This window comes from Nocardioides sp. (genome assembly GCF_035697785.1).
Lineage (GTDB): Bacteria > Actinomycetota > Actinomycetes > Propionibacteriales > Nocardioidaceae > Nocardioides_B.
This window is the reverse complement of sequence record NZ_DASSCL010000043.1, coordinates 15992-39719: the sequence shown is the minus strand read 5'-3', so window position 1 is coordinate 39719 and position 23728 is coordinate 15992. Positions and strand designations below refer to the sequence as shown.

Genomic DNA, 23728 nt, shown 5'->3' with positions numbered 1-23728 from the left:
CTCAGAGCGTGCGGCGGTGCTCGCGCCACCGCTCGACCATCGACGCGGTTTCCATGCGCGAGAACCGGAAGAACTCCTCGGTCTCACGCAGCCGACGGCCGCCGCGGGTCTCCGGGCCGACGGCGTCCGCGGCGTCGTGCACCGCCCGCTCCCAGACCTCGAGCATCGGCAGCCGGGCGAGCATGATCGTGGACCAGACGTCCTCGTCGTACACCCGGTAGAGGTCGGCGCGTGAGCCAGGTGCCCGCTCCTTGAACAGCAGCCGGGTCGCGGTGAGGTAGCGAACGGCGCCGGACACGGCGGCCGGGCTGATCCGCAGACCCTCGGCGAAGTCCGCTGCGGTGTAGCGGTCGGAGTCCTCGGCCAGCGCGTAGGCGAACACGCGGGCGGCCATGCGGGGGATACCGCCCTCGGCGAGCAGCGTCGCCACCTGCTCGACGGCGGCGAGCAGCCGCTCGTGGTCCTGGGTCGGTCGCGCGACGTCGGTCATGGCGGCATCATAACCTTCAGAAGGTTCACAAAGTCGTGAATTTAGTGGCACCATGGAGGAATGAGCACAGCGATCTCCACCCGAGACGTGGTCAAGACCTTCGGCAGCACGCGGGCCCTCGATGGGCTCGACCTGGAGGTGGCGACGGGGGAGGTGCACGGGTTCCTCGGGCCGAACGGGGCCGGCAAGTCCACGACCATCCGCATCCTGCTCGGGCTGATGCGCGCGGACTCGGGCTCCCTCCAGCTGCTCGACGGCGACCCGTGGCACGACGCAGCCACCCTGCACCGCCGGCTGGCGTACGTGCCCGGTGACGTGAACCTGTGGCCCAACCTGACCGGTGGTGAGGCGATCGACCTGCTCTCCCGGCTGCGTGGCGGCATCGACGAGAAGCGGCGCGCCTCGCTGCTGGAGCGTTTCGACCTCGACCCGACCAAGAAGGCCCGGTCCTACTCCAAGGGCAACCGGCAGAAGGTCGCGCTCGTCGCCGCGCTGGCCAGCGACGTCGAGCTGCTGCTCCTCGACGAGCCGACCTCGGGGCTCGACCCGTTGATGGAGGCGACGTTCCAGGAGTGTGTGCGGGAGATCCGCGAGGAGGGCCGCACGATCCTGCTGTCGAGCCACATCCTCGCCGAGGCCGAGGCGCTCTGCGACCGGGTGAGCATCATCCGGTCGGGGCGCGTCGTGCAGACCGGCACGCTGGCCGACCTGCGCGGTCTCACCCGGACCACCGTGGAGGTGGCGACGGAGTGGCCGGCCGACGGCCTCGCCAACGTCCCCGGGGTGCTGCACGTGGAGCGGGTCGACGGCAAGGTCCGGTTCGACGTAGACACCGACCACCTCGACGAGGCCATGGACCACCTGGCGCCGTTGCGGATCCGCTCGCTGGTCAGCCACCCGCCCACGCTGGAGGAGCTGTTCCTGCGCCAGTTCGGCGACGTGATGGAGGAGGAGCCGGCGCGATGAAGGCGTTCACGGGTACGCCGGCGCTGGTGCGGCTGGCCCTGCGTCGCGACCGGATCCGGCTGTCGGTGTGGGTGCTCGCGCTGGTCGGCGTCACCGCGGCGTCGGCGTCGGCGGTCGCGTCGACGTACGACACTCCCGCGGAGATCGCGTCGTACGCCCGCAACATCGGCTCGAGCCCGGCCTCGATCGCGATGGCTGGGCCGCCCGTGGCGCTGGACACGATCGGCGGCATCGTCGTCTACGAGACCAGCCTGACGGTGCTGCTCGGTGTCGCGCTGATGGCGCTGTTCACCGTCGTCCGGCACACGCGGAGCGAGGAGGAGGTCGGCCGCACCGAGCTGCTCGCCTCGGCGGTGGTCGGTCGGCACGCCGGCACCGCCGCGGCGGTGTCCGTCGCGGTCGGCGCGTCGCTGGTCGTCGGGCTCGGGGTCACCGGGTCCGTGCTGGTGACGCCGTTCCCGACCGGGGCTGCGGTCCTGTACGGCGTGTCCGTGACCGTGCTGGGCATCGTGTTCGCCGCGGTGGCGACCGTCACCGCGCAGCTGATGTCGCACGGACGGTCCGCAACCGGGGCGGCGCTGGCGGTGCTCGGCGCGTCCTTCGCGCTCCGTGCGATCGGGGACGTGCAGGGCAGCTTCCTCTCCTGGCTCTCCCCGGTGGGCTGGTCGCAGGGCGTGCACCTGCTCGCGGGCGACCGCTGGTGGCCGCTGCTGATCTCGCTCGTCTTCGCCGTCGGCCTGTTCGGCCTGGCGGGGTGGCTGACCACGCGACGCGACGTCGGCTCCGGGGTCTGGGCCGACCGGCCGGGCCCGGGCCGCGCCGGTCGGCTGCTGTCCTCTCCGCTGGGGCTCGCCTGGCGGTTGCAACGTGGCACGGTGGTGGGCTGGGGGGTCGGGCTGGTGCTGCTCGGCGTCGTGTTCGGCTCGGTGAGCAATGACCTCCAGGACATGGTCCGGGACAACCCGACGCTGCAGGAGTACTTCGCGGAGACCGGCGGCAGCATCACCGACGCCTTCTTCGCGGTGGCGCTGCTGTTCATGGGGCTCGGGGCGGCCGGGTTCGCGGTGGCGTCCGCGCTGCGTCTGCACGGGGAGGAGTCGGCCGGCCGGCTCGAGCCGCTCCTCGCCACCGACGTGAGCCGGGACCGGATGCTGCTCACCCCGCTCGTCGTGACGGTGGGCGGCGCCGCGCTGCTGGTGACGGTCGGCGGCCTCGGGGTCGGGCTGGCCGACGCGCTGGTGCGCGGTGACTTCGGCGCGGTGCTGCCGCTGGTCGCGCAGTCGTGGGTGCAGCTGCCGGCGGTCCTCGTCCTGGTCGGGCTGGCCGTGCTGCTGATGGGCTGGCTCCCGCGCGCGACGGCCGTTGCCTGGGCCGTGGTGGGGTTCGCCTTCGTCGTCGGGTGGCTGGGCGGGCTGCTGTCGCTGCCGTCGTGGCTCAGTGGGCTGTCGCCGTTCCAGCACCTGCCGCAGGTACCCGTGGAGGAGGTCACGGTCGCCCCCCTCGTCGTACTCACCCTGGTGGCGGTCGTGCTGGTCGTCGTGGGTGCCCTGGGCTTCCGGAGACGCGACATCGCCTGACTTGTTGAGACGCGCGTTGTGAGGTGTTGAGACGCGCCTCCCGGGATGTCGAGACGCGCCCCGGGGGTCTCGAAGCGCGCGTATGGGGATGTCGGCCCTTCGGACCGCGCTTCGAGGACTCGCGGGACGCTGCTCGACAGCCACGAACCGCATCTCACGGCCCCGGGCCCGCCTCTCAACGCCCGCAAGCACGTCTCAACATCCCACGGGAATCGTTAGCATGGCTAATGAGTTACGCTAACGATATGTCACCCACCATCGAGCAGGTCGCGCGGACGGACAGCGGTCTGGCGTCGGCGCTGCGCGTCTCCCTCGCCCGGCTGAGCCGTCGCCTGCGTGCGGAACGAGACCCCGACAACGAGCTGCTCCCGGTGGGGCAGCTGTCGGTGCTCGGCACGCTGTTCCGCAAGGGACCGTCCACGATCGGGCAGCTCGCGGCCGAGGAGCGGGTGCAGCCCCCGTCGGTGACGCGGACCGTCAACTGCCTCGTGGACGGCGGCTACGTCGTCCGCCGTCCGCACGAGACGGACGGCCGGCAGGTCGTGGTCGCGCTGTCCGCCAAGGGCGAGGAGACGCTGAGAGCCGACCGGAAGCGGCGCGACGTGTGGCTCGCCCAACGGCTGCGCGAGCTCACCCCCGAAGAACGACACGTGCTGCGCCAGGCGGCACCCCTCCTAGACAGATTGGCCCACATTTGAGTCCCACGTTCCAGGCGCTGTCGAACCGCAACTACCGGCTGTACGCAGCCGGTGGTGTGGTGTCGAACACCGGCACTTGGATGCAGCGCGTCGCGCAGGACTGGCTCGTCCTCCAGCTGAGCGCCAACAACGGCACCGCGCTCGGCATCACCACCGGGCTGCAGTTCCTGCCCATGCTGCTGCTCTCGCCGTACGCCGGCCTGATCGCCGACCGGTTCCCGAAGCGCCGCCTGCTGCAGGTCACCCAGCTGATGATGGCGGTGCCGGCGATCCTGCTCGGCGTGCTCGCTGTGACCGGGGTGGCGCAGACGTGGCACGTCTACGTGTTGGCGTTCGTGTTCGGCATCGGCACGGCCTTCGACGCGCCGGCACGGCAGTCGTTCGTCAGCGAGATGGTCGAGCCCGAGCTGCTCACCAACGCGGTCGGGCTCAACAGCGCGTCGTTCAACGCCGCGCGCATGGTCGGCCCGGCGCTCGCCGGCGTCCTGATCGCCGCGTTGGGCTCCGGGGCCGAGGCGACCGGCTGGGTCATCATCCTCAACGGTCTCAGCTACAGCGCGGTCATCTACGTGCTGCAACGGATGCGACCCGAGGACCTCGACTCGGCCGAGCTCGCCGCGCGCGGCAAGGGGATGATCCGGGAGGGGATGCGCTACGTGCGCGGACGTCCCGACCTGATGCTGGTGCTGGCGATCGTGTTCTTCGCCGGCACCTTCGGCCTCAACTTCCAGATGACCTCGGCGCTGATGGCTACCGACGTTTACGGCAAGGGCGCGACGGAGTACGGCCTGCTCGGTACGACGATGGCGGTCGGCTCGCTCGCCGGCGCCCTGCTCGCCGCGCGGCGTGGCCGTCCTCGCCACCGGCTCGTGGTGCTGGCCGCGCTGGCGTTCGGCACGGTCGAGATCCTGGCCGGCCTCGCGCCGTCGTACCTCACGTTCGTGCTCTGGACACCGCTGCTCGGCATCACCGCGCTGACCATGATCACCGCCGCCAACGCGACGGTGCAGCTCGGCACCGCCCCGATGATGCGCGGCCGGGTGATGGCGCTCTACATGATGATCTTCATGGGCGGGACGCCCCTGGGCGCACCCATCGTCGGCTGGATCGGGGAGGTGTTCGGGGCGCGCTGGACGCTGATCGGCGGCGGTCTCGGCACGATCCTCGGCGTGCTCCTGGCCGCGGCCGTGTTCAGCCGCAGCCAGGGCATGCTCGACCCCGAGGTCAACGACCGGCCGCGGCTGCGTAAGCGCGTCCGTGCCCCCGCAGTTCAAGCTCGTTGACCCCGGGGAACCTCGGGCGGGCCCGCTAGGTCCTGGAGGCGAACCAGGGTGCGTGCAGGTCGCGGTACTCCACGTCGTGCACCATGTGGTCGAACTGCATCATGGCGTCGTGCATCGGGCCGGAGATCGGCATCGCCTGGCTCTCGCCCCTGCGCGCCGCGGCCTCGTCGGTGAACGCGACGGTCTCGGTGAACGTGCCGTCGTCCTCGATCGCGAACGTCGCGCCGATGATCTCGGGCCGGGCCTCGTGCAGCATCGTCTCCATGTCGTGCATGCCGCTCTCGAGCGCGTCGGGGTCGTCGAGCTTGCCGCGGATGACCTGCACGAAGCCGGCCTGGTCGGATCCGCCGTCCATCATCATCACGACCCGTTCGCAGTCGTGGAACTCGACGGGACCGTCGTACAACCGCTCCATCTCCGCCCAGAACGCCTGCTGCTCCGGCCGCTGCGAGTTGGCCATCGCCGCGTCCTTCGACTCGAACCGGATGACCGCGATCATCTCGCCGTCGTCGGTGAACCCGTAGGTGCCGCCGAGCCAGCCTGGCGCCTGGGGCGCCACCTCCCGCAGCCACCGGTCACCGAGTGCCCGCATCTCGTCCTGCCGCTTGCACCTGCCCTGGATGATCTGGATGAACATGCTGCCTCCTTCTGGGCGCGCGTCAGCACACACGTCCAGGTCGTCGGTACCAACGCACGCTAGGCGTGGGCCCTCCGCGGGTCCATAGCGCGATCGGGTCGTCCGTTCTGCCCCGATAAACTCGCCGCATGAACCCCCGCTACCGCCGCATGGTGATCCCGGGCGCCCTGGTGGGGCTGATCCTGATCGTCGCCATCGCCGCCCTCGTCCGGGGTTAGGACGTGGCCGAGCCGTTGCTGCGGGCGCTGGCCCGGATGCGTGGGCTGCTCCTCGACGACGCGGTGCTCGTGCGCGCGGTGGCGTCCGGTCGGCAGAAGGGTCGGCAGCCGGGGTGGCGGCGGGTGGAGCTGCGGTACGTCGACCTCAAGGCCGGCCGTCGCCTGCAGCTGACGGCCTACGACGACACGCAGGCGCACACGAGCAACCACGAGCCGGGGGAGCCCGCGCGGGACGCGGTGGAAGCGCTGCTCGACGAGCCGTTCGGCAACTGGCACGTCGAGACCACCACCGAGACCTACCAGCTCCGGGTCACCAAGAAGCTCGAGGCGATGGTGCACACGACGCCCAGGAGCCGCACGGCCTCGTCCGCCGGTGACGACGGGAGCCCCGACACCGATGACGCGGCGCCGGCGCGGGCGCACGACCGACGCAAGCCCAGGCTGCTTCCCGAGGACCATCCCGTGCTCCGTGCGGTGGGGATCGCCGACGCCGACGGCCGGGTCAAGCCGAGCCGGCAGGCGAAGTACCGGCAGGTCGAGGAGTTCCTGCGCAGCCTGGGCCCGGCCGTCGACGACGCGATGGCGTCGGGACGACTGCGCACCCCGACCGCGGGGGAGCCCCTTCGGGTCGTCGACCTCGGCTGCGGCAACGCGTACCTCACGTTCGCCGCGCACGCGTACCTAAGCGAGGTGCGCGGACTCCCGGTCCACCTCGTCGGCGTGGACGTGAAGGCCCAGTCGCGCGAGCACAACAGCGCCGTCGCCGAGGAGCTGGGGATCGCCGGCACGGCCACGTTCGTGCAGGGCGACATCGCCACCGCCGTCGTACACGAGCGACCAGACGTGGTGCTGGCGTTGCACGCCTGCGACACCGCCACCGACGACGCCCTGGCCCGGGCGGTCGAGTGGCAGGCCCCCCTCGTCCTGGCCGCACCCTGCTGCCACCACGACGTCGCCGCCCAGCTGCGTCGCACGCCCACCCCACCGCCGTACTCCATGCTCACCCGGCACGGCATCCTGCGCGAGCGGTTCGCCGACACCCTGACCGACGCGGTCCGCGCCGGCGTCTTGCGGCTGGTCGGCTACCGAGTCGACGTCATCGAGTTCGTGGAGAGCAAGCACACGCCGCGCAACACCTTGCTCCGCGCCGTGCGCACCGGGGCGCCGCCCTCGGACAAGGCGCGCGCGGAGTACGACGACCTGACCCGCACCTGGGGCGTGCACCCGGCCCTCGCGGAGCGGCTGCATGACCGGCTGGTCTAGCGCCTTCTTGCTGACGGCGGTCCTGCTCCTGATCGGTACGCCGGGTGCCGCAGCCGCGGCGGACGAGGCGGGTCGGCCCCTGTTTGCGTTTACCGACCGGGCGATCGCCGAGTCCAGCGGACTGGTCGACACCGGCGCCGTGGTCTACACCGTCAACGACTCCGGCTCGGGGCCGGTGCTCTACGCCGTCGACCCCCGCAGCGGGGACACCACGCGCCGCACGACGTACACCCCCGACGAGGTCGAGGACGTCGAGGCGCTCGCTCCCGGCCGGGCCGGCACGGTGTGGGTGGCCGACGTCGGCGACAACCAGCGCTCGCGCGACTCCGTCTCGCTCTACCGGGCCCGGCATGGCGCGACGACGACCGCGCCGCGGCTCGACCTCGCCTACCCCGACGGCCCGCGCGACGCCGAGACGTTGCTCGCGCACCCGCGCACCGGGCGGCTGTTCGTGGTGTCCAAGACCGTCTTCGGCGGCACCGTCTACGCAGTGCCGGCCGGCGCCCGACCGGGCGGCACCCTGACGATGCGGCGGTTCGCGCAGGTGCCGGGGCTCATCACCGACGGGGCGTTCCTGCCCGACGGGCGGCACGTCGTGCTGCGCAGCTATGCCACCGCGACCGTCTTCACGTTCCCCGCGTTCGAGGTGCGCGGCACCTTCGACCTGCCGGAGCAGCGCCAGGGGGAGGCGGTCTCGGTGAGCCCCCGTGGCCGCGTGCTGCTGAGCAGCGAGGGCGTGGGAGCCGAGGTGCTGCAGGTCGAGATACCCGCGCGGCTGACCCGGGACGTGCGGCCCGGGTCCGCGCCCTCGGCGAGCGCGGCGCCGGTCACCCCGGACCCGGCCGCCGACGACCCCCGGCCGCGGGACCGACCGGACCGGCACCCGCTCGCGCTCGGCCTGCGTCTGGCCGCGGGCCTGGTGTTCCTCGGCGCCCTCGGCCTGGGCCTGCGCCGGCTGTGGCGCGCGGACCGTCCCTGAACGAATTTCTCGTCCCGTCGCCCACCGATATCGGTAGTCCGACCGTGACCCCTGGACCACGGTGGCACTACCGATATCGGTGGCCTGTCGGTCGCCGTGTACCAGTGGCTGGGCAGGCCTCAGCCGAGACGCTCGACCACGTGGTCGATGCAGACTGTCAGCGCCTCGACGTCGGCCGGGTCGATGGCGGAGAACATCGCGACCCGCAGCTGGTTGCGGCCGAGCTTGCGGTACGGCTCCACGTCGACGATCCCGTTGGCCCGCAGGGTCTTGGCGACGGCCGCGGCGTCGACGGCGTCGTCGAAGTCGATGGTGCCGATCACCAGCGAGCGCTCGTCGGGGTCGGCTACGTACGGCGTCGTGTAGGAGGTCTTCTCCGCCCAGCCGTAGAGCCGGCTCGACGAGTCGCTGGTGCGGGACACCGCGAAGTCCAGTCCGCCCTGACCGTTGAGCCAGTCGAGCTGGTCGGCGAGCAGGAACAGCGTGGCCAGCGACGGGGTGTTGTAGGTCTGGTTCTTCGACGAGTTGTCGATCGCGGTCGGCAGGTCGAGGAACGCCGGCACCCACCGGTCGGTCGCCGCGATCTCGGCGGCGCGCTCCAGTGCGGCCGGTGACATCACGGAGACCCAGAGGCCGCCGTCGGCCGCGAAGTTCTTCTGCGGTGCGAAGTAGTAGGCGTCCACCTGGGTGATGTCGACCGGCAGGCCGCCGGCGCCGGAGGTGGCGTCGATCAGCACCAGCGCGTCGTCGTCGGCGCCTTCGACCCGGCGTACCGGCGCCATCACGCCGGTGGAGGTCTCGTTGTGCGCCCAGGCGTACGCGTCGATGCCGGCCTCGCCGCGGGGTGCCGGGCGGGTGCCGGGGTCGGAGGTGATCACGGTGGGGGCGCCGAGGAACGGTGCGCTCTGCGCGGCCTTGGCGAACTTCGAGGAGAACTCGCCGAAGGACAGGTGCTGGCTGCGCCGGCGGATCAGGCCGAACGTGGCGATGTCCCAGAACGCGGTGGCGCCGCCGTTGCCGAGCACGACCTCGTAGCCGTCGGGCAGGGCGAACAACGAGGAGATGCCCTCGCGGACCCGGCCCACCAGCTGCTTGACCGGAGCCTGACGGTGCGACGTGCCGAGAAGCGTGTCCCCGGTGCCGGCGAGGGCCTGGAGCGCCTCGATCCGCACCTTCGACGGTCCCGCGCCGAAGCGTCCGTCGGCAGGCTTGAGGTGGTCGGGGATGGTGATCGTGTCGGTCACGACAGAACCTCGTCAGACGTCTCGGAGTGAGAGTGACCTGACCTCGTTGTCAGTGCGGTCGAGGGACCAGCGCGGCCTATTCTGGCATCCGCCCACCAGCGTGAGGAGACGGGGACACATGTCGAGCCAGCCCATCTGGGGTCGGGTGAGGTCGGGTGAGTCGTGCTGAGGATCGAGCGCGTCCCGGTCACGGACGCCGCCGCGCAGGCGCTGATCACCGAGGTGCAGGAGGAGTACGTACGCCGCTACGGCGGCCCGGACAACACCCCGCTCGAGCCCGGAGTGTTCGACCCGCCCCACGGTGCGTTCTTCGTCGGGAAGCTCGGCGACGTGCCCATGGTGATGGGCGGGTGGCGGCTCCGGCCGGACGTGACGAGGCTCGGCGGCCGGCTGTCGGCCGAGATCAAGCGGATGTACGTCGCCCCGGCCGGCCGCCGCACGGGCCTCGCCCGCGCCGTACTCGCGCACCTCGAACGCACGGCGGCCCAGGCCGGCGCCGACGTCATGGTGCTGGAGACGGGGATCGCGCAGCCGGAGGCGATCACGCTGTACGAGTCGTCGGGCTATGCGCCGGTCGAGAAGTTCGGTCACTACGCCTGGTCGCCCAAGTCGCGGTGCTACGGCAAGCGACTCGGCGGGGTGGTCGTAGGACCATCGGGCAACTAGTCGGGCGGGGTGTGGAACGTCTAGTTTCCGGTACGGAGAACAGTTCGCGTCGCGGACTCCGCGGAGGGCCCGTAGACCGGACGCTGACGAGGGACGGGGGCCGACGGGCCGGCGACGGCGACAACGGGGAGTCGCCAATACCGGCCCGTCGGGGTCTCGATGATCCGGACGGCTGCCGGGTCTCGGTGGCAGACTGCGCGCATGGAGCCACGCACCCACACGGTGTCCCTGAGCTGTGACGCCGCTGAGGCGTTCGACGTGTTCACCGCGCGCACCTCGGAGTGGTGGCCCGAGGCCTACACCCCCGACCCGGAGGCCTTCGACGGCGTGGTCATCGAGCCGTCGGTCGGCGGCCGGGTGGTGATGCGGATGTCCGGTGGCGTCGAGCACCAGATCGGCGAGGTCACCGCCTGGGAGCCGGGCCGGCTCTACGCGCAGACCTGGACCCTCGCGCAGGACCCGGCGGCGCCGAGCTCGCTTACCGTCACCTTCACCGACGACGGCGACGGCTCCGAGGTCCGGGTCGAGCACGGTGGCTGGCACGAGGGCAACGCGGCCTACCGGCAGAAGTTCGGCGACTGGGACCTGATTCTCGAGCGATTCGCGTTCGTCGCGACCACCTGAGCCGCCGCCCGGTTGGGCCATTCCGTCACCCATCCCGCGGACGTAGCCTCGAAAAGACGAGGGGAGCCGTCATGGAGTGGTTGGTCGCCCTGGTCGCCGGCGGTGGTCTCGTGCTCGGTGGCAGGTACTGGCTGGATCGTCGACGTGTCCACCGCGAGAACGACGACGAGCTGGACGGTGTCCGCGATCTCGCGGACGAGGACGTCACCCTGCTCGGCGAGCAGCTCCAACGCCTGGACGGCGCCGTATGGGACCTCGATGCCGAGGGTCGAGCCGACTACCAACGGGCACTCGACGCCTACGAGTCCGCGCAGCGAGCCGTCCCCCGGATGCGCGGCGTCGACGAGATCAGCACCGTGACCGACACCCTCTCGAACGGCCGCTACGCGATCGCATGCGTGCAGGCTCGTCTGGAGGGTAGACCGGTCCCGGCGTTCCGTGTGCCGTGCTTCTTCAACCCGCAGCACGGGCCGTCGACGGAGGACGTCCGTTGGACAGCACCGGGTCGCGGTACCCGCACCGTGCCGGCGTGCGCCCAGGACGCGGCCCGGGTTCGCAGTGGCGAGACTCCTGAGGTGCGCAAGGTGAGGATCGGGTCTCGGATGGTGCCCTACTGGGAGGCCGGCGCGGCCTACCTGCCGTACGGGCAGGGCTACTTCGTGGGCGGCATGGTGCCCGGCGTGGTCGGCCTGGACTGGGCCTTCGACCCGCCGCCCGTCGAGCACGGGTTCGCCGGAGGGCATGACGGCGGCTTCGACCTGGGCGGCGGCTTCGGGGACGGGGGCGGCTTCGACGGGGGTGGCGGGGGCGGCGGCGGGGACGGCGGCGGCGTCTAGCTCACCAGCAGGTAACGCTCGTCATCGATCTCCTTGCCCCAGTAGATCGGCTCCGGGAGGTGTCGTACGACGGCGTCGCGGCCGGTCGCGCGCACCAGCGCCTCGGTGTCGCCCGCGGCCAGACCGCTTCCGGTGAACCAGCAGCCCTCCACGAGCAGCAGCCGGCCGCCGGGTGCGAGCAGCTCGACCCAGCGCGCCAGGCCGGCGGCCGGGTCGGGCAGGGCCCACAGCACGTGCCGGGACAGCACCACGTCGAACGAGCCGGCGGCCAGGTCGGGGTCGGCGGCGTCACCCACCGCGAACGTCGCGTTGTGCCCCGCGGCCTTCGCGGTGGCGCGGACGATCATCTCGGGCGACAGGTCGACTCCGGCGACGTCGTACCCCTCCTCGGCGAGCAGCACCGACAGGGTCCCGGTGCCGCAGCCCAGGTCCGCGACCCGCGCGGGCGCCGGCGGCAGGTGCGCGAGCAGCAGGTCGCGCCACGCCGCCCGGATGAGCGGGTCACGCAGGCCGTGGTCGGGCTCGTCGTCGAAGCCGGCCGCCTCGGCGTCCCAGGCGGCCCGGGTCTCCTCGGTGCTCATCGGTTCAACCTAAGGCGCCCCGCCGACACGGCTGACTTCCCGTGGCTATCTCCACGATCCCGTGGTGAGTTCACACCGGGAAGGTGCCAATTCACAGGGGACCCAGTGAATTGGCCACCCGCCCTGCGCCCCAACATCACGCCCCGGCGGCCCAGGCGGTGTCCCAACCGTCGACCTCGTCGGCCTTCCGGACGGTGGGGCCGGTGTAGATCGCGGAGGGGCGGATCAGCCGGCCGGTGCGCTTCTGCTCCAGGATGTGCGCCGACCAGCCGCCGGTGCGCGCGCAGGTGAACATCGCCGTGAACATGTTCGGCGGCACCTCGGCGAAGTCGAGCACGATCGCCGCCCAGAACTCGACGTTGGTCTCGAGCACCCGGTCCGGCCGACGCTCCCGCAGCTCCGCGAGGGCGGCCTTCTCCAGCTCCTCGGCGACCTCGTAGCGGGGCGCGTTCAGCTCGCGGGCCGTGCGCCGGAGCACGCGGGCGCGCGGGTCCTCGGCGCGGTAGACCCGGTGGCCGAAGCCCATCAGCCGCTCCTTGTTGTCGAGCAGCTCCTTGACGTAGCCGCGGGCGTCGCCGCGCTTCTCCACCTCGTCGATCATCCCGAGCACGCGGGACGGGGCGCCGCCGTGCAGGGGTCCGCTCATCGCGCCGATGGCACCGGAGAACGCGGCCGCGACGTCGGCGCCGGTGGATGTGATCACCCGCGCGGTGAAGGTGGAGGCGTTCATGCCGTGCTCGGCAGCACTGCTCCAGTAGGCGTCGATCGCCTTGACGTGCTTCGCGTCCGCCTCGCCCTTCCAGCGGATCAGGAACCGCTCCGCGAGCGTCCTGCCCTGGTCGACGTCGGCCTGCGGCACGATCGGCTGGTGCAGGCCCCGGGCGGACTGGGCGGCGTACGACAGCACCATCACCGCGACCCGGCTGAGGTCCGCACGCGCCTGCTCGTCGCTGATGTCGTAGGTCTGCCGGAAGCCGAACGCCGGCGCCAGCATCGCGATCGCGGCCTGCACGTCGACCCGCACGTCGCCGGTGTGGACGGGGATGTTGTAGGCCTCCGCCGGCGGCAGGCCGGGCGAGTACGCGCCGTCGATCAGCAGGCCCCACACGTTCTCGAACGGGACCCGCCCGACGAGCTCCTCGATGTCGACGCCGCGGTAGCGCAGCGCGGAGCCTTCCTTGTCGGGCTCGGCGATCTCGGACTCGAAGGCGACGACGCCCTCCAGGCCGTGCTGGACCTCGGTCATCAGGCAGCTCCTCTCGTCGAGCCGTCGAGCCCAGCGGGCCCGAAACTCCCTCATCATGCCCGCTCGCGGGCGGGCCGTCACGCTCTACGTTGGTGACATGAGTGACGAGAGGGATCTCGCGGGACTGCGGCGTGAGTACGCCGTCGGCGGGCTGCACGAGTCCGACCTGACCGACGAGCCGATCGCGATGTTCCGGCGCTGGCTCCACGACGCGACGGCCGCCGGGTTGCACGAGCCGAACGCCATGGTCGTCGGTTCCGCGTCGGTCGACGGCACCCCCTCGCTGCGGATGGTGCTGCTCAAGGGCCTCGACCTGCGCGGGTTCGTGTTCTTCACCAACTACTCCTCCCGCAAGGGTCGCGAGCTCGACGCGAACCCTGCCTGCGCGCTGCTGTTCCCCTGGCAGGACCTCGAGCGGCAGGTGCGCGTCGAGGGCCCCGCGAGCCGGCTGACGGAGCGGGAGAACGCGGCGTACTTCGCCACCAGGCCGCGCGCCTCCCAGCTCGGCGCGTGGGCGTCGCCGCAGTCGGACGTGGTCGCCTCGCGCGAGGAGCTGGACCGTCGGTACGCCGAGACGGCGGCACGGTTCGGGGAGGCGGACGTGCCGCTGCCACCGGAGTGGGGCGGGTACCTCGTCACGCCCGAGGTCGTCGAGTTCTGGCAGGGCCGGCGCGGCCGCATGCACGACCGGCTGCGCTACGTGCGGGTCGCGGGCGCACCGGGCACCGAGGCGTCCTGGCGGGTCGAGCGGTTGGCCCCGTAGGAACGGGTCAGAAGCGGGAGTCGACTCGCACGTAGGCATCCGCGAGCTGGTTGGTATCGCTGGGGGACAGCCGGTTCGCCTGAGAGGTCGTGAAGCCTACGCAGCTGGCATCCGCAGACAGTGTGCCTCCATACACGTGAGCGGTCGCAGCACCGCCGTCCGCCTTCAACGAGGCGAGACGAGTGGTGCCCGTCCGTAGGTCCCGGACGAACAGGTCGAGCCGCCCATCGGTATCTCGCGGCTGGAAGTCGTCGTCCCGGGTCAGGAAGGCGATGTGCCTGCCCTTGGCAGACATCGACTGAGGCAGAACCGGGTCACGTCGAGGTCCGTGAACTCGACTCGGGGACGCGAACTCGATCCTGCCGCTTCGGAGATCCTTGACGTAGATGTCCCAACCGCGGTCGTCATCCTTCGGCGACAGGGAGGCGCGCACGAGGAATCCGTAACGCAAGCCGTTGGGGGACATCACGGCGCGCTTCGCTCCGGCATCGAACTGGCGTCCTCGTGCATCGGTAGAGACGCGTTTCGTGGTGCCCCGGCGCAGGTCACGGACGAAGACGTCAGACTGGCCGTTGGTGTCATGGCGGACGAGAGCGGGGTCGGTGGACTCGAACATCACGTACCTGCCGTCCCGCGACAGCATGGGAGAGGGGCTATTGGGCTCGATCCAGCTTGCTCCGCCGTCGTGCTGCACGGAAGCTACCGTCGTGACTCCGGTCGCCCGGTCGGTTACGAACGCGTCGTAGGAACCCTCGTGGCCTTGCGGATCGGTTTCGCCCAATACGGAAGAGGCCGTTGACGCCAACATGACGTAACGGCCGTCGTCGGAGATTGCGGCGTCTGTCACATCCAGACGGTCCGCTGTCGCGGAGACAAGCGTGATCCGTTGCGTCATCCCGAGCGACCGGTCGCGGATGAACAGGCCGGCGCCCACCGCATCGTCGACCAGGTTTGTGGCGCTGCTCGTCATGACAACGAAGCGACCGTCGGTGGACATGTCGAACGCGTCGGTCCGCCCGTTAGCCGGCCGACCGTCAACGCCCCTGGACACCAGCTCCAAGGAGCCGGAGGACCGATCACGAATGTAGACGTCCCCGGTTCCAGGGGTGTCCCCTGGTTGCCAGTTGCTGGCTTTGGATCCGAACAGCACGTAGCGACAGCCGGATGACACATCGGTGAAGGAGCTGCCATCGTTGCCTTCTTCCCTAGCGAACCCGACCGAGATGTGTTCCGTCGTCGCGGGTGCTGCCCTGAATCCATGACTGGGCCAATCTCGGAGTGCAGGCGTGGCGGTGGCACCAAGGGACGCCGCAGCACCGACCGCGATGACCGCCGACGACGCGGCCCTGAAGGTCACTGTCCGCACGCTGTTCATCGATAGGCCTCCGTCAGCCCCAATTCGCATCGAACCGGATCCGAGGCTAACCGTACGGGCGCCGAAGGGGCTCGTGATCACACAAGAAATACACTTGTGAGTGAGTGCTCACTCACTTAATCTCGACGGCGTGACTCCGCGCGCCGCCCCGATGAACCCCGACGACCGCCGCCGGGCGATCATCGACGCGGTGCGCCCGTTGCTGATCGAGCACGGCGACCGGCTCACCACCCGGCTGATCGCCGAGGCGGCCGGCGTCGCCGAGGGCACCATCTTCCGGGTCTTCGCCGACAAGGACGAGCTGATGCACGCCGTCGCCGTCGAGACGCTCAACCCGGCCGACGCCCGGGAGCAGCTGCAGGCGGCACTCGGCGACCACATCGACCTGCCCACCAAGGTGCGGGTCACCGCCGACCTGATGCTGCACCGCTCCGACCAGGTGATCGCCGTGCTGATGGCGATGCGCAAGCACTGGATGGCGCACGCGAAAGAGGACGAGTCCCCGGGTCCACCGGCCTTCGTCGTGCAGTCCCACGAGGCCCTGCTCGAGCGGCTCACCGAGGTGTTCGAGCCGCACCGCGACGAGCTGGCGGTCACCCCGGAGCGCGCGGCGCTGCTGCTCCGCACGCTCGTGCTCGGCTCCCGCAACCCGGGCGTGCGACCGGAGGACAGACTCACCGCCGACGAGGTGGCCGGGGTGCTCCTAGACGGCATCCACCGACCGCGCTCCACCGACCCGGACGGCGAGGGGGAACCATGCTGATCCGACTGCTGCGCGCCTTCCTCGCGCCGTACCACCGCGACATCGCCGTCGTCGTGGTGCTCCAGTTCGTCGCGACGATGGCCGTGCTCTATCTGCCCAGCCTCAACGCCGACATCATCGACAAGGGCGTGGCCGTCGGCGACACCGGCTTCATCGTCCGCGCGGGCGGCGTGATGCTGGCCGTGTCGATGGTGCAGATCCTGTGCAGCATCGCCGCGGTGTACGTCGGGGCGCGCACCGCGATGCGCGTCGGCCGCGACCTCCGGTCGGCGGTGTTCCACCGGGTGGGCACGTTCTCGGGCCGCGAGCTCGCGCACTTCGGGGCGCCGTCGCTGATCACCCGCACCACCAACGACGTCCAGCAGGTCGGGATGCTCGTGCTGATGACCTTCACGATGATGGTCACCGCGCCGATCATGATGGTCGGCGGCGTGCTGATGGCGGCGCGCGAGGACCTCGGCCTGTCCTGGCTGGTCGCCGTCTCCGTGCCGCTGCTGTTCGCCTCGGTGGGTCTGGTCGCCTCGCGCATGGTGCCCGGCTTCCGGCTGATGCAGACCCGGATCGACGCCGTCAACCGGGTGCTGCGCGAGCAGATCACCGGCATCCGGGTGGTGCGTGCGTTCGTGCGCGAGCCGGTGGAGACCGAGCGGTTCGGGGAGGCGAACGACGACCTCACGAGGGTCGCCGTCAGTGTCGGCCGCTGGATGTCGACGATGTTCCCGGTCGTGATGCTGATCCTCAACGTGTCCAGCGTGGCGGTGCTCTGGTTCGGCGGGCACCGCGTCGACGCCGGGGCGATGCAGGTCGGCTCGCTGACCGCGTTCCTCGCCTACCTCGTGCAGATCCTGATGGCCGTGATGATGGCCAGCTTCATGCTGATGATGGTGCCGCGTGCGGCCGTCTGCGCCGACCGGATCGCGGAGGTGCTCGACACCGAGACGACCGTCGTACCGCCGGCCGACCCGGTCCGGCAGACCACCGGCCGCGGCCTCTCGATGCGGGGGGTCACGTTCACCTACCCGGGAGCGGAGGCGCCGGTGCTCCGCGACATCGACCTCGACGCCGGGCCCGGCCGCACCCTCGCGGTCATCGGGTCCACCGGTGCGGGCAAGTCAACGCTGGTCAACCTGGTGCCGCGGATCTTCGACGTCACCGCGGGCACGGTCGAGGTCGACGGTGTCGACGTACGCCGCCTCGACCCCGACCTGCTGTGGGGCCGGATCGGACTCGTGCCGCAGAAGGCGTTCCTGTTCTCCGGGACGGTCGCCGACAACCTCCGGCACGGCCGGCCCGACGCCACCGAGGACGACATGTGGGCCGCGCTCGAGGTCGCGCAGGCCCGCGACTTCGTGGAGGCCATGCCGGGCGGGCTGGACGCCCCGGTCAGCCAGGGCGGCAGCAACGTGTCCGGCGGCCAGCGGCAGCGGCTCGCGATCGCCCGTGCGGTGATCCGACGGCCCGCGCTGTACCTCTTCGACGACGCGTTCTCGGCGCTCGACCTGGCCACCGACGCCCGGCTACGCGCCGCGCTGCGGCCGATCACCACCGACGCCACCGTCGTCGTCGTCGCCCAGCGCGTCTCCACCATCGTCGACGCCGACGAGATCCTCGTGCTCGAGGACGGCGAGATCGTCGGCCGCGGCACCCACGAGGAGCTGCTCGCCGACAACGAGACCTACCAGGAGATCGTCGCGTCCCAGCTCACCTCGGAGGCGGCGGCATGAGCGAGGTGTCGACCACCGAACCCGTCGAGGAAGGCTCCACGTCCGAGGCGTCCGGCACGTTGAAGGAGACCGAGCGCGTCCAGCAGTCCGGGCCGTTCGGCCGCGGCGGCATGGTCGGCCAGAAGTCCCTGGACTTCGGCCCCTCCGCCCGGCGCCTGCTCGGTCGGCTCGCGCCCGAGCGCGCCAAGGTCGTCGCGGTGCTGCTGCTCGCCGTCGCCTCGGTCGCGCTGAGCGTGGCCGGGCCGCGGATCCTCGGCGTGGCGACGGACCTCATCTTCGAGGGCCTGTTCGGCCGCAACCTGCCCGCCGGCACCAGCAAGGCCGAGGCCGTCGACGACCTCCGCGCCCAGGGCGAGAACCGGCTCGCCGACATGCTCCAGGGAATGGACGTCGTGCCCGGCAGGGGCGTGGACTTCGACGCGGTCGGTCGGGTGCTGCTGCTCGTGCTCGCCGTCTACGTCGCGGCGTCCCTGCTGATGTGGCTGCAGGGCTACCTGCTCAACGACGTCGTGCAGTCCGCCGTACGACGGCTGCGCGGCGACGTCGAGGCGAAGGTGCACCGGCTGCCGCTGAGCTACTTCGACCGGCAGCCGCGCGGCGAGCTGCTCTCGCGGGTCACCAACGACATCGACAACATCAGCCAGACGCTGCAGCAGACCATGAGCCAGCTGCTCGTCTCACTGCTCACCGTCATCGGTGTGCTCGCGATGATGTTCTCGATCTCGCCGACCCTGGCGCTGATCGGCCTGCTCACGGTGCCCGTCGGCATGCTCGTCTCGGCGCAGATCATGAAGCGCTCGCAGGGGTTGTTCATCGACCAGTGGCGCCGCACCGGCACCCTCAACGCCCACATCGAGGAGACCTTCACCGGTCACGCGCTGGTCAAGGTGCTCGGCCGGCAGCGCGAGGTGGAGGAGGTCTTCGAGACGGAGAACGAGGCACTGTACGAGTCCAGCTTCGGCGCCCAGTTCGTCAGCGGCCTGATCATGCCGGTGATGATGTTCCTGGGGAACCTCAACTACGTCGTGATCGCCGTGCTCGGCGGCCTTCGGGTGGCCAACGGCACGATCTCGCTGGGCGAGGTGCAGGCGTTCATCCAGTACTCCCGGCAGTTCACCCAGCCGCTCACCCAGGTGGCCTCGATGGTCAACCTGCTGCAGTCCGGGGTCGCCTCGGCCGAGCGGGTCTTCGAGCTGCTCGACGCCGAGGAGGAGCCGGCCGAGAGAGCCGAGCGGCTGGCGACCGGTGGCCGGGGCGAGGTGCAGTTCGAGAACGTGTCGTTCCGCTACGACCCGGACCGGCCGCTCATCGAGGACCTGTCACTGGTCGCGCGGCCCGGGCAGACGGTCGCGATCGTCGGGCCCACCGGCGCCGGCAAGACCACGCTGGTCAACCTGGTGATGCGCTTCTACGACGTCGGCTCGGGCCGGATCACCCTCGACGGGGTCGACATCGCCGCCATGCGCCGCGCGGACCTGCGCGGCCGCACCGGCATGGTGCTGCAGGACACCTGGCTGTTCGAGGGCAGCATCCGCGACAACATCGCCTACGGCCGCCCGGACGCGACCGAGCAGGAGATCGTCGAGGCAGCCCGCGCGACGTACGTCGACCGGTTCGTGCACAACCTGCCCGAGGGCTACGACACCGTCATCGACGAGGAGGGCGGCAGCCTCAGCGCGGGCGAGCGGCAGCTGGTGACCATCGCCCGGGCGTTCCTCGCCAGGCCCGCGCTGCTGATCCTCGACGAGGCGACCAGCTCGGTGGACACCCGCACCGAGCTGCTGGTCCAGCACGCCATGGCGGCGCTGCGCACCGACCGCACCAGCTTCGTGATCGCGCACCGGCTCTCCACGATCCGCGACGCCGACCTGATCCTGGTGATGGAGGACGGCCGGATCGTCCAGCAGGGCACGCACGACGAGCTGCTCGCGGCGGGCGGGGCCTACGCGGACCTGTACGACGCACAGTTCGCGGCTCCCGCCGACGACGCCGCGATCACCCGGGAGGAGCTCGGACAACCGATCGGCGGCTGAGGATTTGGGACCGGCGAGGGGTCAGCTGTGCAGTGACACGCCGTCCAGGGCCCTGATTTTGTGACTCCTCGGCATGCAGACGGCCCGCGGGCGGTGCGGGTGCCTGACCCCTCGACGGTTTCGAAGGAGCGGGTCCGCTCTCCGGTCGGACTACCGGAGCGCCCACGGGCCGGGTGACTGCTTGGAATTACCAGCGCGCACGCCAGTTGGACGATGCCGTGCTGGTCGGTGCGCTGCTAGGAAGCAGCCACCTCACGAGTCCGCAAAGAATTCACTTCTGGACCACCTCCTTTCCCGTGTGCCCACAGGCTACGTGGCACCCCCGGACCCCTCAAGGGAGTTTTCGGACATCCGGTGAGAGGCTGACGCCCGTGGCGGGCCGACGGTGGACGAGGGTGCTCACCGACGTCCGGCCGCTCCGGGTGTCCGCGCCGTACCGCCGGCTGTTCGTCGGCAACACGATCAGCCAGCTCGGCCAGCAGATGACCGCGGTGACCGTTGCGGTCCAGGTCTACGCCCTGACCGACTCGTCGTTCGCGGTCGGCCTGCTCGGGATCTTCGGCCTGGTCCCGCTGGTCGGGTTCGGGCTCTACGCCGGGTCGATCGCCGACGCGGTGGACCGGCGGCTGCTCGCGATCATCGCCTCGTCGGGGTCCTGGTCGGTGTCGCTCGTGCTCGCGGCGCAGGCGTTCCTCGGCAACACCCACGTCTGGGTGATCTACCTGTGCATCGCGGTGCAGGCCGCCTGCTTCGCCACGTCGAGCCCGGCCCGCAACGCGATGATCCCGCGGCTCCTGCCCGCCGAGCTGCTGCCGGCGGCGGGTGCGCTCAACGCGGCGTCGTTCAACCTGGGCTTCACCGTCGGGCCGCTGCTCGGCGCGGTGCTGATCTCGTGGGGCGGGTTCGAGGTGGCGTACACCGTCGACGCGCTCACGTTCACCGCCACCCTGTACGCGCTCTTCCGGCTGCCCGCGATGCCCCCCACGCCGGGCAGCCCGCGGGCGGGGCTGCGCTCGGTGCGCGACGGGCTCGGGTTCCTGCGACGTTCGCCCAACCTGCGGATGACGTTCGTCCTGGACCTCTGCGCGATGGTGTTCGCGCACCCCCGCGCGCTGTTCCCGGCCCTCGCCTACAAGGTGTACGGCGGCGGCGCCACGACCGTCGGGGTGCTGCAGGCCGCCCCCGCCGTCGGCGCGCTGGTGGCCTTCGTGGTGTCGGGCTGGGTGAGCCGGGTGCGTCTCCACGGCGTGGCGATCGTGTTGTCGATCCTCGTCTACGGCGCCGCGGTCGGCGCGGTCGGCCTGGCCCCGGCGCTCTGGGCCGGCGTGCTGTTCCTCGCCGTCTCCGGCGCCGCCGACTCGGTCAGCTCGGCGTTCCGCAACACCGTGCTCCAGGTGGCGGCCCCCGACGAGCTGCGCGGCCGGCTGCAGGGCGTGTTCATCGTGGTCGTCGCCGGTGGCCCGCGTGCCGGGGACTTCCTGCTCGGCTCGGTGGGGGAGGCGACCACGGAGCGGCTGGCCCTCGTGCTCGGCGGGCTGGCCTGCATCGTCGGGGTCCTGGTGGCCGTCGCCGTGCAGCGCTCGTTCCTCTCCTACGACGCCCGGCATCCCACACCCTGAGAGAAACAATGGTTGCAAACAGCAACTAAAGGAGTATCGTTGTCGACCGCAACCATCTTTCGTCGACAACGGAGTCCCGTGACCACCACCCAGACCGAACCGCTCCCCACGCCGCTCGACCCGGACGCACCCGCGACCCCGATGTCCCACCGGGAGGTGCTCGAGGCGCTCTCCGGGCTGCTGCTCGCGATGTTCGTGGCGATGCTCTCGTCGACGGTCGTCTCGAACGCCCTGCCGGTGATCGTCGCGGACCTCGGCGGGACCGAGTCGGGCTACACCTGGGTGATCGTCGCCACCTTGCTGAGCCTCACCGCGACCACGCCCATCTGGGGCAAGCTCGCGGACCTGTTCAACAAGAAGATGCTGGTCCAGGTCTCGCTCCTCATCTTCGTGGCCGGTTCGGTCCTGGCCGCGCTCGCCCCGTCGATGGGGTTCCTCATCGGGGCGCGCGTCGTCCAGGGCGTCGGCGTCGGTGGGCTCTCGGCCCTGGTGCAGATCGTGATCGCGTCGATCGTCGCCCCGCGTGAGCGGGGCCGCTACTTCGGCTACCTGGGCGCCGTGTTCGCGGTGGCGACGGTCAGCGGCCCGCTCATCGGCGGCGTCATCGTCGACACCTCCTGGCTGGGCTGGCGGTGGTGCTTCGCGGTGGGCGTTCCGGTGGCGGCGGTGGCGATCATCGTGCTCCAGAGGACGCTGCACCTGCCCGTCGTACGCCGGAGGGTCAGCATCGACTACGTCGGCGCCGCCCTGATCGCGTCGGGCGTCTCCGTCCTGCTGATCTGGGTCTCGCTCGCCGGCACCCGGTTCGCGTGGGCCTCGGCGACCACGGCCGTGCTGGTCTCCGGCGGCGTGCTGCTGCTCGTGGCGGCGGTGGTCGTCGAGAGCCGGGTCGCCGAGCCGGTGATCCCGCTGCACCTGTTCCGCGACCGCACCATCGCGCTCGCGTCCGTGGCGGCCGCGATGGTGGGCGTCGCCATGTTCGGCGCGACGGTCTTCCTCGCCCAGTTCTTCCAGCTCGCGCACGGGATGTCGCCGACCAGGGCCGGCCTGATGACGCTGCCGATGGTGCTCGGCCTGCTGGTCTCGAGCATCACCACCGGCCGGCTCATCGCCCGCACCGGCAGGTGGAAGCGCTACCTGATCGCCGGCGGGGTGCTGCTGGTCGGCGGCCTGCTGCTGCTCTCCCGGCTCGACCACACCACCGGACTTCTCACCGTCGCGTTCTCGATGCTGGTGATGGGCGTCGGGCTCGGTGCGGTGAACCAGAACCTCGTGCTGGCCGTGCAGAACTCCGTCGCCCAGCGCGACGTCGGCGCGGCCAGCTCGCTGGCGGCGTTCTTCCGCACGATGGGCGGCTCGGTCGGCGTGTCCGCCCTCGGAGCCGCGCTGGGCCACCAGGTCGCCGGCAACGTCGCGGCCGGGCTGGCCCGGCTCGGCGTGCCGGTCGACGCCCACGAGGGCGGGGCGATCCCGGACGTGGACGCGCTGCCCGGCCCGGTGCGCGCGGTCTTCGAAGCGGCCTACGGCGACGCCACCGGCCACGTGTTCCTGCTGGCGGTGCCGTTCGCGGTCGTCGCCCTGGGGTGCATCCTGTTCATCCGGGAGGTGCCGCTGCGTACGACTATCGCGCGGGCCGACGAGCTCGAGGAGGCGACCCGATGACGCAGCCCGCGAAGTACGACGTCGTGCGTTCGGTCGAGGCCGAGGTGCTGGCGCTGCTGCGCCGGGCCCGCCGGAGGACCGGCGAGCGTGCTCGGACGATCGACCCGGCGCTGGGCCCGCTCGGCTACCAGGTGCTCGCGCACGTCCGCGACCAGGACGGCTGCTCGCAGGCGCACGTCGCGGATGCCCTGGGGATGGACAAGGGGTCGGTCAGCCGACAGGTGCAGCAGCTCGCCGACCTGGGCCTCGTGGTGCGGGCCGAGGACCCCGCCGACCGCCGGGTCTGCGTGGTCCGGCTCTCCGACGAGGGGGAGCGACGGATGCAGGAGCTGGGACAGGAGCGCCGGTCGGCGTACGTCGCCCATTTCGACGACTGGACCGTCGAGGAGCTGACCGTGCTGGCCGAGCAGCTCGCGAAGTACAACCGAACGCTGGAGAAGTAGCCGCCGGTGTGGCCCGGCCCGGGATGGTGGTCGGCACG

At 71.2% G+C, this 23728-nt stretch carries 22 protein-coding genes; 16 read left to right on the top strand and 6 right to left on the bottom strand.

The genetic code is table 11. The features are described from left to right. Position 1 precedes the first annotated feature (1 nt). Positions 2-490 carry a MarR family transcriptional regulator gene (locus tag VFH10_RS04575; protein WP_325126404.1) on the bottom strand — a complete coding sequence of 163 codons (489 nt, stop codon included), beginning with the start codon at positions 488-490 and terminating at the stop codon, positions 2-4. 60 nt (positions 491-550) lie between these two features. On the opposite strand from VFH10_RS04575, the gene VFH10_RS04570 reads away from it, so the two are divergent. The 4 genes from VFH10_RS04570 to VFH10_RS04555 all read left to right on the top strand — a co-directional run bounded on the left by VFH10_RS04570 (position 551) and on the right by VFH10_RS04555 (position 5014). Further along, the gene (locus VFH10_RS04570) at positions 551-1456 is read left to right on the top strand and encodes an ABC transporter ATP-binding protein (RefSeq protein WP_325126402.1); all 906 of its coding nucleotides are present in this window, start codon (positions 551-553) and stop codon (positions 1454-1456) included. Next, the gene (locus VFH10_RS04565) at positions 1453-3033 is read left to right on the top strand and encodes a hypothetical protein (RefSeq protein ID WP_325126400.1); all 1581 of its coding nucleotides are present in this window, start codon (positions 1453-1455) and stop codon (positions 3031-3033) included. Before VFH10_RS04570 ends, VFH10_RS04565 begins: the two co-directional genes overlap by 4 nt. 245 nt (positions 3034-3278) lie before the next feature. Next, entirely contained in the window at positions 3279-3731 is a 453-nt protein-coding gene (locus VFH10_RS04560; protein WP_325126398.1) for a MarR family transcriptional regulator, read from the top strand. Then, entirely contained in the window at positions 3728-5014 is a 1287-nt protein-coding gene (locus VFH10_RS04555) for an MFS transporter (protein ID WP_325126396.1), read from the top strand. Before VFH10_RS04560 ends, VFH10_RS04555 begins: the two co-directional genes overlap by 4 nt. A gap of 25 nt (positions 5015-5039) precedes the next feature. Here the strand turns inward: VFH10_RS04555 and VFH10_RS04550 are convergent, their stop codons facing one another. Further along, positions 5040-5651, bottom strand: coding sequence for a hypothetical protein (locus VFH10_RS04550; protein WP_325126394.1), 612 nt, complete (start codon positions 5649-5651; stop codon positions 5040-5042). A gap of 221 nt (positions 5652-5872) precedes the next feature. On the opposite strand from VFH10_RS04550, the gene VFH10_RS04545 reads away from it, so the two are divergent. Further along, complete coding sequence (locus VFH10_RS04545) at positions 5873-7132, top strand: SAM-dependent methyltransferase (RefSeq protein ID WP_325126392.1); 1260 nt, start codon at positions 5873-5875, stop codon at positions 7130-7132. Then, positions 7116-8111 (top strand): hypothetical protein, encoded by a 996-nt coding sequence (locus tag VFH10_RS04540; RefSeq protein WP_325126390.1) that lies wholly within the window; start codon positions 7116-7118, stop codon positions 8109-8111. Before VFH10_RS04545 ends, VFH10_RS04540 begins: the two co-directional genes overlap by 17 nt. A 119-nt stretch (positions 8112-8230) precedes the next feature. Here VFH10_RS04540 and serC read toward each other — a convergent pair whose 3' ends face one another. Further along, positions 8231-9355 carry a phosphoserine transaminase gene (gene serC / locus VFH10_RS04535; RefSeq protein WP_325126388.1) on the bottom strand — a complete coding sequence of 375 codons (1125 nt, stop codon included), beginning with the start codon at positions 9353-9355 and terminating at the stop codon, positions 8231-8233. Positions 9356-9517: 162 nt separating this feature from the next. Between serC and VFH10_RS04530 the strand changes: the two genes are divergently transcribed. The 3 genes from VFH10_RS04530 to VFH10_RS04520 all read left to right on the top strand — a co-directional run bounded on the left by VFH10_RS04530 (position 9518) and on the right by VFH10_RS04520 (position 11481). After that, positions 9518-10021, top strand: coding sequence for a GNAT family N-acetyltransferase (locus VFH10_RS04530; RefSeq protein ID WP_325126386.1), 504 nt, complete (start codon positions 9518-9520; stop codon positions 10019-10021). Positions 10022-10222: 201 nt separating this feature from the next. Next, positions 10223-10645 carry an SRPBCC domain-containing protein gene (locus VFH10_RS04525; protein WP_325126384.1) on the top strand — a complete coding sequence of 141 codons (423 nt, stop codon included), beginning with the start codon at positions 10223-10225 and terminating at the stop codon, positions 10643-10645. A gap of 71 nt (positions 10646-10716) precedes the next feature. Beyond that, positions 10717-11481, top strand: a complete 765-nt coding sequence (locus tag VFH10_RS04520; protein ID WP_325126382.1) for a hypothetical protein — start codon at positions 10717-10719, stop codon at positions 11479-11481. Here VFH10_RS04520 and VFH10_RS04515 read toward each other — a convergent pair. After that, on the bottom strand, positions 11478-12062 hold the full coding sequence (locus tag VFH10_RS04515) for a class I SAM-dependent methyltransferase (protein ID WP_325126379.1): 585 nt from the start codon (positions 12060-12062) through the stop codon (positions 11478-11480). The two genes, VFH10_RS04520 and VFH10_RS04515, sit on opposite strands and share 4 nt — an antisense overlap. A gap of 136 nt (positions 12063-12198) precedes the next feature. Continuing rightward, positions 12199-13308 carry a citrate synthase 2 gene (locus tag VFH10_RS04510; RefSeq protein ID WP_325126377.1) on the bottom strand — a complete coding sequence of 370 codons (1110 nt, stop codon included), beginning with the start codon at positions 13306-13308 and terminating at the stop codon, positions 12199-12201. A gap of 97 nt (positions 13309-13405) precedes the next feature. Here VFH10_RS04510 and pdxH point away from each other — a divergent pair, with 97 nt between their 5' ends. After that, the gene (gene pdxH / locus VFH10_RS04505) at positions 13406-14071 is read left to right on the top strand and encodes a pyridoxamine 5'-phosphate oxidase (RefSeq protein WP_325126375.1); all 666 of its coding nucleotides are present in this window, start codon (positions 13406-13408) and stop codon (positions 14069-14071) included. A 7-nt stretch (positions 14072-14078) separates the two neighbouring features. On the opposite strand, the gene VFH10_RS04500 is transcribed toward pdxH, so the two are convergent. Beyond that, on the bottom strand, positions 14079-15428 hold the full coding sequence (locus VFH10_RS04500; protein ID WP_325126373.1) for a hypothetical protein: 1350 nt from the start codon (positions 15426-15428) through the stop codon (positions 14079-14081). 148 nt (positions 15429-15576) lie between these two features. Between VFH10_RS04500 and VFH10_RS04495 the strand changes: the two genes are divergently transcribed. From VFH10_RS04495 to VFH10_RS04470, 6 genes are all read left to right on the top strand, one after another. Next, complete coding sequence (locus tag VFH10_RS04495; RefSeq protein WP_325126371.1) at positions 15577-16209, top strand: helix-turn-helix domain-containing protein; 633 nt, start codon at positions 15577-15579, stop codon at positions 16207-16209. Then, complete coding sequence (locus VFH10_RS04490; protein WP_325126369.1) at positions 16203-17933, top strand: ABC transporter ATP-binding protein; 1731 nt, start codon at positions 16203-16205, stop codon at positions 17931-17933. The genes VFH10_RS04495 and VFH10_RS04490 overlap by 7 nt, the downstream gene beginning before the upstream one ends. Next, the gene (locus VFH10_RS04485; RefSeq protein WP_414689833.1) at positions 17930-19966 is read left to right on the top strand and encodes an ABC transporter ATP-binding protein; all 2037 of its coding nucleotides are present in this window, start codon (positions 17930-17932) and stop codon (positions 19964-19966) included. Before VFH10_RS04490 ends, VFH10_RS04485 begins: the two co-directional genes overlap by 4 nt. A gap of 371 nt (positions 19967-20337) precedes the next feature. Continuing rightward, positions 20338-21585, top strand: a complete 1248-nt coding sequence (locus VFH10_RS04480; RefSeq protein ID WP_325126367.1) for an MFS transporter — start codon at positions 20338-20340, stop codon at positions 21583-21585. A gap of 78 nt (positions 21586-21663) precedes the next feature. Further along, complete coding sequence (locus VFH10_RS04475) at positions 21664-23247, top strand: MFS transporter (protein WP_325126365.1); 1584 nt, start codon at positions 21664-21666, stop codon at positions 23245-23247. Beyond that, positions 23244-23690, top strand: coding sequence for a MarR family winged helix-turn-helix transcriptional regulator (locus tag VFH10_RS04470; RefSeq protein ID WP_325126363.1), 447 nt, complete (start codon positions 23244-23246; stop codon positions 23688-23690). Before VFH10_RS04475 ends, VFH10_RS04470 begins: the two co-directional genes overlap by 4 nt. Positions 23691-23728 lie beyond the last annotated feature (38 nt).

Bases quoted from the DNA above. Each gene is read 5' to 3' on its own strand.
- VFH10_RS04575 (WP_325126404.1), bottom strand. From the start codon at position 490: ATGACCGACGTCGCGCGACCGACCCAGGACCACGAGCGGCTGCTCGCC.
- VFH10_RS04570 (WP_325126402.1), top strand. From the start codon at position 551: ATGAGCACAGCGATCTCCACCCGAGACGTGGTCAAGACCTTCGGCAGC.
- VFH10_RS04565 (WP_325126400.1), top strand. From the start codon at position 1,453: ATGAAGGCGTTCACGGGTACGCCGGCGCTGGTGCGGCTGGCCCTGCGT.
- VFH10_RS04560 (WP_325126398.1), top strand. From the start codon at position 3,279: ATGTCACCCACCATCGAGCAGGTCGCGCGGACGGACAGCGGTCTGGCG.
- VFH10_RS04550 (WP_325126394.1), bottom strand. From the start codon at position 5,651: ATGTTCATCCAGATCATCCAGGGCAGGTGCAAGCGGCAGGACGAGATG.
- VFH10_RS04540 (WP_325126390.1), top strand. From the start codon at position 7,116: ATGACCGGCTGGTCTAGCGCCTTCTTGCTGACGGCGGTCCTGCTCCTG.
- VFH10_RS04525 (WP_325126384.1), top strand. From the start codon at position 10,223: ATGGAGCCACGCACCCACACGGTGTCCCTGAGCTGTGACGCCGCTGAG.
- VFH10_RS04520 (WP_325126382.1), top strand. From the start codon at position 10,717: ATGGAGTGGTTGGTCGCCCTGGTCGCCGGCGGTGGTCTCGTGCTCGGT.
- VFH10_RS04515 (WP_325126379.1), bottom strand. From the start codon at position 12,062: ATGAGCACCGAGGAGACCCGGGCCGCCTGGGACGCCGAGGCGGCCGGC.
- VFH10_RS04510 (WP_325126377.1), bottom strand. From the start codon at position 13,308: ATGACCGAGGTCCAGCACGGCCTGGAGGGCGTCGTCGCCTTCGAGTCC.
- pdxH (WP_325126375.1), top strand. From the start codon at position 13,406: ATGAGTGACGAGAGGGATCTCGCGGGACTGCGGCGTGAGTACGCCGTC.
- VFH10_RS04490 (WP_325126369.1), top strand. From the start codon at position 16,203: ATGCTGATCCGACTGCTGCGCGCCTTCCTCGCGCCGTACCACCGCGAC.
- VFH10_RS04485 (WP_414689833.1), top strand. From the start codon at position 17,930: ATGAGCGAGGTGTCGACCACCGAACCCGTCGAGGAAGGCTCCACGTCC.
- VFH10_RS04470 (WP_325126363.1), top strand. From the start codon at position 23,244: ATGACGCAGCCCGCGAAGTACGACGTCGTGCGTTCGGTCGAGGCCGAG.